8 protein-coding genes are annotated in these 6,191 nt (G+C 73.6%); 2 read left to right on the top strand and 6 right to left on the bottom strand.

The window, feature by feature from the left end:
• Positions 1 to 61: 61 nt before the first annotated feature.
• Both ACFXG1_RS28385 and ACFXG1_RS28380 read right to left on the bottom strand, forming a co-directional pair.
• Positions 62 to 409 (bottom strand): chorismate mutase, encoded by a 348-nt coding sequence (locus ACFXG1_RS28385; protein ID WP_384719362.1) that lies wholly within the window; start codon positions 407 to 409, stop codon positions 62 to 64.
• Between the two features lie 203 nt (positions 410 to 612).
• Entirely contained in the window at positions 613 to 1,380 is a 768-nt protein-coding gene (locus ACFXG1_RS28380) for a S1 family peptidase (protein ID WP_384719364.1), read from the bottom strand.
• A 275-nt stretch (positions 1,381 to 1,655) separates the two neighbouring features.
• Here ACFXG1_RS28380 and ACFXG1_RS28375 point away from each other — a divergent pair, with 275 nt between their 5' ends.
• Both ACFXG1_RS28375 and ACFXG1_RS28370 read left to right on the top strand, forming a co-directional pair.
• On the top strand, positions 1,656 to 2,630 hold the full coding sequence (locus tag ACFXG1_RS28375) for a hypothetical protein (protein ID WP_384719374.1): 975 nt from the start codon (positions 1,656 to 1,658) through the stop codon (positions 2,628 to 2,630).
• 23 nt (positions 2,631 to 2,653) lie between these two features.
• Positions 2,654 to 3,412 carry an ankyrin repeat domain-containing protein gene (locus ACFXG1_RS28370; RefSeq protein WP_384745109.1) on the top strand — a complete coding sequence of 253 codons (759 nt, stop codon included), beginning with the start codon at positions 2,654 to 2,656 and terminating at the stop codon, positions 3,410 to 3,412.
• A 26-nt stretch (positions 3,413 to 3,438) separates the two neighbouring features.
• Here ACFXG1_RS28370 and ACFXG1_RS28365 read toward each other — a convergent pair whose 3' ends face one another.
• The 4 genes from ACFXG1_RS28365 to ACFXG1_RS28350 all read right to left on the bottom strand — a co-directional run bounded on the left by ACFXG1_RS28365 (position 3,439) and on the right by ACFXG1_RS28350 (position 6,144).
• Complete coding sequence (locus tag ACFXG1_RS28365; RefSeq protein WP_384719370.1) at positions 3,439 to 3,825, bottom strand: barstar family protein; 387 nt, start codon at positions 3,823 to 3,825, stop codon at positions 3,439 to 3,441.
• A gap of 43 nt (positions 3,826 to 3,868) precedes the next feature.
• Entirely contained in the window at positions 3,869 to 4,288 is a 420-nt protein-coding gene (locus tag ACFXG1_RS28360) for a ribonuclease domain-containing protein (RefSeq protein ID WP_384719372.1), read from the bottom strand.
• A gap of 122 nt (positions 4,289 to 4,410) precedes the next feature.
• Positions 4,411 to 5,298 carry an SDR family oxidoreductase gene (locus tag ACFXG1_RS28355; protein ID WP_384745107.1) on the bottom strand — a complete coding sequence of 296 codons (888 nt, stop codon included), beginning with the start codon at positions 5,296 to 5,298 and terminating at the stop codon, positions 4,411 to 4,413.
• 3 nt (positions 5,299 to 5,301) lie between these two features.
• A complete protein-coding gene (locus ACFXG1_RS28350; protein ID WP_384745105.1) occupies positions 5,302 to 6,144 on the bottom strand; it encodes an SDR family oxidoreductase in 843 nt (280 codons plus the stop codon).
• Between the last annotated feature and the right edge of the window lie 47 nt (positions 6,145 to 6,191).

Here is a 6,191-nt window from a genome sequence, read left to right as displayed (position 1 = left end):
CCTTCGAGGGTCCGGGGCCCCACGCCGTCCACATCACGATCCGGCCGTCAGCCGTGAGCCGTCAGCCCTTCATCGTGTCGGCGGACCCGGCGGCGCCGGTCTGTTCGTCGTCCGCGATCTGTTCGTGGTGGCGGATTACCTCCGCGATGATGAATTCCAGCAGCTTCTCGGCGAAACCGGGGTCCAGCTTCGCGGACTCGGCCAGCTGGCGGAGGCGCTCGATCTGTCGGGCCTCACGGGCCGGATCGGCCGGGGGAAGGTGGTGGCGGGCCTTGAGCCGGCCGACCTGCTGGGTGCACTTGAAACGCTCGGCGAGCATATGGACCACGGCCGCGTCGATATTGTCGATGCTCCCCCGCAGGCGGTCCAGTTCGGCGCGGACGTTCTCGTCGATGTCACTGCTGGTCATGGTCGTCGAGCTTACGCGGGGCGGATACGTCCGGTTCCCTGGTGTTCAGGGTGTGGACCGGAACGGACCCGAACGGGACGGGACGGGACGGAATACGCCGGGGTACGCGAAGCGGGCGGCGCCCCGCGGAGGCCGCCGCCCGCCCTTCGTCCGTGCCAGGCCGTGCCCGGACCGTTCCGGGCGTACCTGTCGTACCGCGTCGGCTACAGGGTCGCCGCCGCCGCCTTGATCTGGGCCGCGAAGGTGGAGACCTCGGCGTAGACGCCCGGGTAGTTCGGCCGGGCGCAGCCGTAGCCCCAGCTCACGATGCCGACCTGGACCCACTCGTTGGCGTTGTCCCGGCGGAACATGGGTCCGCCGGAGTCGCCCTGGCAGGTGTCGACGCCGCCCTGGGGCAGCCCGGCACAGATCTCCTCGGAGTCGACCAGTTCCGCGTACGCCGTACGGCACGAGGCGTCGGAGACGAACGGCACCTGCGCCTTGAGCAGGTACCGCTGCTGCGGGCCGCCCTCACGGGCCGCGCCCCAGCCCGCGATCTGGAAGTTGCCGTTGTTGTACGCGGCCGTCTCGGCGAGCTTCAGGGTGGGCAGGTTGATCGGCCGATCCAGCTTGACCAGGGCCCAGTCCTTGCCGGTGCCGTTGTAGCCGGGGGCCCGGTGGATCTTGGTGGAGCGGGCCGTGAGGGCGCCGGGGCCCTGGAGGTCCACGACGCCTGCGGTGGCGGTGATGCTGGTGTTGTTGCCGGTCGGGCCGACGCAGTGCGCCGCGGTCAGCACGATCTGCTGGGTCACCAGGGATCCGCCGCAGCCCATCGAGAGCCGGACCATGAAGGGGAACTCGCCCTGGGCGGCCCTGGTGCCGCCGACGACCGGTGGGGGCGCCGCGAAGGCCGAGGAGGGCGTGAGGCTGAGGGCGGCGAGGGCGACCGCGGCGGCCGCGACACATCTCTTGAGCGTTCGCACAAGCTTCAAGGGACTGCCTTTCGTGGGGGGTTGAGCCGTCGCGCCCGGCCGGGACCGGCGACAGAGCCAGAAACCTGTCATGGTCCCGACAAGACGTAACGGGATTATGGGCAGCTCGCACGGAGTGCCACAAGCAGCGGTTTTCGGCCAGGGGGCCGGTGGACGCCCTCCGTACCGCGGGTGGCCGAACCCCGTCGGGCACGCCCGGCGACCCGTACGACCGCGCGGGCGCGCGCCGTACAGTGGAAGGCGGGCCGGACGTCGTACAGGGGGTACGGAACGTGGTGGCGAAGGACGGCGGGGTCAGGGCGGACGGCGACAGGCCCCGCGGCGCCGACGCCGTGGTGCACGGCTTCCCCCACCTCGATACGATCCGGGCCGCGATCACGGCGCTGCACCGGAGGCTCTCCCCCGGGGCCCTGGCCGGCTACGCCCCGAGCGTCCTCCCCGTCGACGTGGCCTTCTCCGCATCCGACGACCTCCATCTGGGCGCCCAGCGGGTCGCCCGCGCGCTGGTCGGGCATCTGCGGCTGCCGGACGCCAGGATGATCGTCGGTTTCCGGGCGATGGAGTACGCGGCGAGTGTCGAACTGACCTCGGGGCCGGAGTACTTCATCGAGCTGAACGACCGCTTCCGCACCCATCGCCGGGATATCGGCGCGGCCCTGGCGCACGAGGTCACCCATGTGCTGCTGCACCGGCTCGGGCTCTCGTTCCCCACCACCGGCGACAACGAGATCCTCACCGACACCGTGACCACGTATCTGGGCGCGGGCTGGCTGCTGCTGGACGCTTTCCGCGAGGACGCGGTGTCCCGGCAGAAGCTGGGCTATCTCACCCCGGAGGAGTTCGGCTACGTCCTCGCCAAACGGTCGCTGGTCTTCGACGAGGACCCGTCGCCCTGGTTCACCTCGCCCCAGGCGTACACGGCGTACAAGCGCGGCCGGGACCGGGCGCTGCGGGACGCCCGGCAGCCGCCGCTGACCTCGGCGGGGTGGACCGGGCGGCACCGCTACGCGCGGGACCGGCGGTTCGCGCGCGAACGCCGGGACGACGGAAACGGCGTACGCGACGGAAACGGCTGGAGCGGCGGAAGCGGCGGCGCCCCCGCCGCGTACGCCTTCGAGCACGACACCGGCGGCGGGCTGCGGGTCTCCTTCCCCTGCCCCACCTGCCACCAGCGCATCCGGGTCCCGGTCCGCGGCCGGGTACGGGCCCGCTGCGGCCTGTGCCGGACGATTCTCGAATGCGACACCTGACCCCCCGCTCGTACCCTCGGCGCATGACACGAGCGCGCTCCCCTCGGGACCGGGAACTGATCACGGCGGTGTACGGGGGCGATCGCGAGGCGGTCGCCCGGCTGCTGGCGGCCGGGGTGTCCCCGGAGGCCGGCGACGACGACGGGCAGACGGCCCTGTATCTGGCGGCCGTCCTCGGCGGTGACGCGGAGACCGTACGGCTGCTGCTGGCGGCGGGCGCCGATCCGGGGCGGCCGACGGCGGACGGGGACTCGCCGTTGTGCGGGGCGGCCGTGCACGGCCTGACGGAGGTGGTCCGCGCCCTGCTGACGGCGGGCGCGCGTCCCGACGCCCCCGAGGCGGATGGCTGCACCGCGATGACCTGGGCCGTACGCAACCGGCACGCGGCCACGGCCGGTGTCCTGCTGGAGCACGGCGCCGACCCGGGCGTGCCCGGCCCCGACGGCGTACTGCCGCTGGTGGCGGCGGCCGCGCAGGGGTCGGAGGCGACGGTACGGGTGCTGCTGGCGCATGACGCCCCGGGCCGGGAGGCCGCCTTGACGGAGGCGCGTTCCTGGCGCGGGCGCGATGTCGCGGGCGAGCTGCGGACGGCGCTCGTCGCCGCGTACGAGAGGCCGCCCATGACGCTGACGACGGTGACGCGGCGGGAAAACGGCGAGGACGGGGACGACGGGGCGACCGTCGTGGTGGAGGTCTTCCGGGACGGCGTACTCACCGGCGGCGGCGAACGCGGTACGGGGCACGAGGCGATCGCGGCCTTGTTGGAGGGCGCGGTCCGGTAGCGGGCGGGCGCGGGAAGGGCCGGCCGTCAGCGCAGGCGCAGGCGGCCGGGGAACGCCTCCTCGATCAGCGCCACCAGGTCGTCGAAGAGCGTCGGCCCCTCCCCCGCGCGGGCGCGTTCGAGATCGGCGCCGATACTGGCGCGGTTCGAGGGATGGGCCCTCGCCAGCATGCTTTCGAACACCTGGGCTGTCTCCGGGTGGCCGAGTGCCGCCTGGGACAGTTCGTGGTCGCGCCACTCGAAGACGACGTCGCCGTCGTCCGGCGTACCCATGCCGCCGGAGAGGCAGTCGGCGAAGGCGTCGAAGTTGCGGCCGAAGTAACCGCCGGGTCCGTTGACGGCCTCGCCGATCACCCGCCAGAAGTCGGCGAGACCGCGGACGGCCGCCCCGTCGATCACATAGGTCGTGGTCACGGGGCGCACCCTATCCGCTCCGGCGATCCGGTCCCGCCGCCGGTCAGCAGCGGTAGTCGACGAGGGAGAAGGACCGGTAGTGGTCCTTGGTGTAGTAGTCCTCCTGGTGGGTCTCGCCGGTGACGATCCGGCGGGCGCCGCGGGTCGTCGAGCCCGGGGTCTTCACCGTGTACTCGTGGTAGTAGCCGGTGGACTGGCGGGGCAGCAGTCCCTCGCGGTTCTGGAAGACCGATCCGTCCTGGCGGTACGGGTAGGGCCCACCAGCCTCGATCAGCCGGAGGGTCGTATGGGCCTGGGACGGCAGGGCCGAGTGGCAGATCCGGTCGAAGGCGGCGACGGCACGGGCGGCCGCCGGGGTGTTGGTGACCGCGGTTGCGGCGGTGGCGACGGGGGCTCCGGCGAGGAGCGCGGGGACGAGGGCGAGGGCGGCGCCGAGCGCGGCGAAACGTGGGGGGATTCGCATGGGCCCATCATGACGCGCATGGACATGTACCCGTCAATAACTACTGCCGTACGTTCGGGGAGAGTTCACCCGGTCGGCGGCAGGGCGCCACCGGCACCCCGGCCGACCCCGGCTCCGGCGCTTCAGCCCGCCCCCGCCCCGTACACCGGTCCCGGCTCCTCCGACCGGGCCAGCAGGCTGAGGATCGTCGTCCCCGCGGCGGCCGGGGTGCGGCGGCGGCCGGAGTCGGCGGTGGGGCCCGGTCGCCAGCCCTCCATCACGGTGAGCCGCCCGCCCTCCGACTCCAGGACCCGGCCCGTCACCCCCTCGTTCGCCGCCGAGCCGAGCCAGACCACCAGCGGCGACACGTCCTCGGGCAGCGCGGCGAGGCCCGCGAAGGCCCGTTCCGTCATCCGGGTACGGGCGGCGGGCGCGATCGCGTTCACCAGGACTCCGTAGCGGGCGAGTTCGGCGGCGGCGACCAGGGTGAGCCCCACGACGCCCGCCTTCGCCGCCGCGTAGTTCCCCTGGCCGACGCTGCCCAGCAGCCCGGCGCCGGAGGTGGTGTTCACGACCCGCGCGACGGGCGGACGGCCCGCCTTGGCCTCGGCGCGCCAGTGGGCAGCGGCGTACCGCAGGGGCAGGAAATGGCCTTTGAGGTGGACCCGTATCACCGCGTCGAATTCGTCCTCGGTCAGATTGACCAGCATCCGGTCGCGCAGGAAGCCCGCGTTGTTGACCAGGGTGTCGAGCCGTCCGTAGGTGTCGACGGCGGTGGCGATCAGGGACTCCGCGCCCTCGGGGGTGGCGATGTCGCCGCCGTGCGGGACCGCGTGGCCGCCGCCCGCCCGGATCTCCGCGACCACGTCCGCCGCCGGTCCGGCGGAGGCGCCCGCGCCGTCGAGCCCGGCACCCAGGTCGTTGACGACGACCTTCGCCCCCTCGGCGGCGAAGGCGAGCGCGTGCGCCCGCCCCAGTCCCCGGCCGGCGCCGGTCACCACCACGACCCGGTCCGCACAGATTCCGGTCATCTCTCAGCTCTCCTTCGACGGGTTGGGCGGGGCGCCCGAAGGCCGGTCGGCGGGGGGCGCGGGGTCCGCGGGGCGGTCGGCGTCTCGCGACGGGCCCGCGGGGCGGTTCGCGCGGGCGGCCGCGAGGAAGGGCGGGCGCTCCCCGCCGCCGTGGACGTGCAGGGACGCGCCGCTGATGTAAGCCGCCCGGTCCGAGGCCAGGAAGACCGCGGCCGCGCCGACGTCGGACGGTTCGGCGAGCCGCCCGAGGGGGACCGTCCCTGCGACCGCGGCGACGCCCTCGTCGTCGCCGTAGTGCAGGGCGGAGAGTTCGGTTCTGACCATGCCGAGTACCAGGGTGTTCACCCGGATCTCCGGCGCCCACTCGGCGGCCATCGACCGTGCCAGGCTCTCCAGACCCGCCTTCGCGGCGCCGTACGCGGCCGAACCCGGCGACGGGCGGCCCCCGCTGACGCTGCCGATCATCACGATCGAGCCCCGGGCCGCGCGCAGCGGGCCGTGCGCGGCGACGCTCATGGTCAGCGGCGCGGTCAGATTAAGGTCGAGCACCCGGGCGTGGCGGGCCGCCCCGCCCTCGGTGAGCGGCCGGTACGGGGTGCCGCCCGCGTTGTTGACGAGCGTGTCCAGGCGTCCGTATCGCCGCGACAGCGCCGGGAAGAACGCCTCCACCGCTTCGGGGTCCCGGACATCGAGGGGCACGAAGTCCACCCCTTCTACCGGGCGTTCGGGGGGCCGCCGGGCGCAGACGACGACCGTCGCGCCCGCCCGCAGAAACGCCCGGGCGATGCCCGCGCCGACGCCGCGCGTGCCTCCCGTGACGACCGCGACCCTCCCGTCCAGCTCCATCGGCTGCTACCTTCCTCACCTAACAAACGTTTGGTGGAAAGGTAGCT

It is taken from the genome of Streptomyces sp. NPDC059248 (genome assembly GCF_042753905.1).
Taxonomy (GTDB): Bacteria; Actinomycetota; Actinomycetes; order Streptomycetales; family Streptomycetaceae; genus Streptomyces.
Note: the sequence above shows the minus strand (reverse complement) of the source record. Positions and strands in the feature narration are given on the sequence as shown.

Coding starts and splice junctions, on each gene's coding strand:
- ACFXG1_RS28385 (WP_384719362.1), bottom strand. CDS start 409: ATGACCAGCAGTGACATCGACGAGAACGTCCGCGCCGAACTGGACCGC.
- ACFXG1_RS28350 (WP_384745105.1), bottom strand. CDS start 6,144: ATGGAGCTGGACGGGAGGGTCGCGGTCGTCACGGGAGGCACGCGCGGC.
- ACFXG1_RS28360 (WP_384719372.1), bottom strand. CDS start 4,288: ATGCGAATCCCCCCACGTTTCGCCGCGCTCGGCGCCGCCCTCGCCCTC.
- ACFXG1_RS28370 (WP_384745109.1), top strand. CDS start 2,654: ATGACACGAGCGCGCTCCCCTCGGGACCGGGAACTGATCACGGCGGTG.
- ACFXG1_RS28355 (WP_384745107.1), bottom strand. CDS start 5,298: ATGACCGGAATCTGTGCGGACCGGGTCGTGGTGGTGACCGGCGCCGGC.